We start from the raw sequence: 1,705 nt of genomic DNA on the forward strand, positions 1-1,705 counted from the left end.
ATCTGATCGTCGCCGGTGAAGTCTCGGACCATTTGCGCGGCATATTCGCGTCGTCGACTTTCCGGGATTTCCCCTTGGATGATCGCACGTTGGACGGCGCTTCGCAGGATTTCGCAATCGAATGCAGACATCTTGGCGCGTAACATTGTCAGGCTCCTGGATACAGGCTGAAGCTCAACTCCCAGGCCGCCGCAATGCCCTTTATTCGGTCCGGGCGATTAGGGGATCATACGCCTTACCGCGCATTTCGCGAGTCGAACGAATGTGGGTCCAACAACCGGACCATCGACCGTCACCACGGGAAGGATTGTGACGACGAATCCGGCCATCACACTCGGTGCCATGCGGTTGGCAGTCGCCTTTTCCGTTGCTGGTCTGCCCGGCGCCGATGACGTTCCCTTCTAGCCGGCGCAGCCGTCTTGTCCCGATCCTGCCCGCTCCATTCGCTGCGCTCCCGTGTTGGGGACAAGCCCGCTTTGAACGCCGTCTCCTTTGGACCGTCCTCCGGGACAGAAACCATCAACCAAAGGAAAAGACCATGACCAACAATCGCAACACCAAGTCCGAGGCGAAATCGCCGCTCTACCAAGCCTACACCGTGCGCGATGCCAAGGAAGGCCAGAAGGGCTTCTGGGTCCTCCTTCTTCGCCCATGACGACGGCGAGGGCGGAACGCTCCTCCTCGACGCACTGCCCATCGACGGGCGAGTCGTCCTGCGCACGCCTAAGGCCGACGAATAGGAGGCCGCCATGCAGATCTTGACCCAAGACCTGCGGGAGAAGCTGCTGGCGAATGGTCGCCAGCAGCAACCTCTCCGCGGCACCGACGACGAAATCGACTTCGTCCCTGTCGTTAAGCTGTTCACGCCGGATGCCGGCGCGACCTGGCTCCTGACGGAAATTGACCCGGAGGACCCGGACCTCGCATTTGGACTTTGTGACCTGGGACTTGGCTACCCGGAGATCGGTAGTCTGAGCCTCTCCGAGCTCGCTGCCGTTCGAGGCCGCCTGGGCTTGCCTGTCGAACGCGACCTGTGTTTCAGGCCGGACAAGCCGCTGTCGGCCTATGCCAGTTCAGTCAAGCTGCGATTTTCTTGTCGGTCCGCTTCGCAGGCGCCGGCGTTTCCGATTCGGTTTGCGGCCGAGCCCCATGGTCTTGGCCAAGGCCGAGCGCGCAGCGGTGTAATTCGGCGCGACCATGGGATAGTCCGCCGCGCAGGCCCCATTTGGCGCGATATTCGTCCGGTGTGAGGCCATAGTGGGTCGACAGATGGCGCTTTAGCGATTTGAACTTCTTTCCGTCGTCAAGGCAGATGATGTAGTCCGCCATCACCGACTTCTTGATCGGGACCGCAGGCTTGAGAGCATGCGCTGCGCATGGCGGCCGAGGGCGCTGTCGGACCTCGTGACGGCCGCGATTGTCGCCGGCTCGAATGGAGGTTCCGGTCATGGACAGGAAAGAGAACAGATCTAGCGTGGACATTTACGCGACGATCACCGACCGGATCGTCGCGCATCTGGTAGAGGGGTGTACGCCCGTGGGGTGAAGCCATCGAGCTGGGCAATGCGAGTGGCGCAAAACACGCTCTCAAGCATCTCGATCTCCCCACCGCGATCGCTGTGCCTAATTCGGCCGTTGGAGCAGGCTTTCCGCGCGCTGCCGGATCGTCCGGTCGATGGAGCGTGAAGCAGCCGTGTATCTGTCT

At 61.3% G+C, this 1,705-nt stretch carries 2 pseudogenes; one reads left to right on the forward strand and one right to left on the reverse strand.

The annotated features are described in order from the left end of the window. Window positions 1-749: 749 nt before the first annotated feature. Window positions 750-1,070, forward strand: a pseudogene (locus EOA24_RS37065) (DUF2958 domain-containing protein); the annotation flags it as partial. A gap of 7 nt (window positions 1,071-1,077) precedes the next feature. Here the strand turns inward: EOA24_RS37065 and EOA24_RS37070 are convergent. Next, window positions 1,078-1,362 (reverse strand): annotated as a pseudogene (locus EOA24_RS37070) (MucR family transcriptional regulator); the annotation flags it as partial. Window positions 1,363-1,705 lie beyond the last annotated feature (343 nt).

The organism is Mesorhizobium sp. M2A.F.Ca.ET.039.01.1.1, assembly GCF_003998035.1.
Classification (GTDB): domain Bacteria; phylum Pseudomonadota; class Alphaproteobacteria; order Rhizobiales; family Rhizobiaceae; genus Mesorhizobium.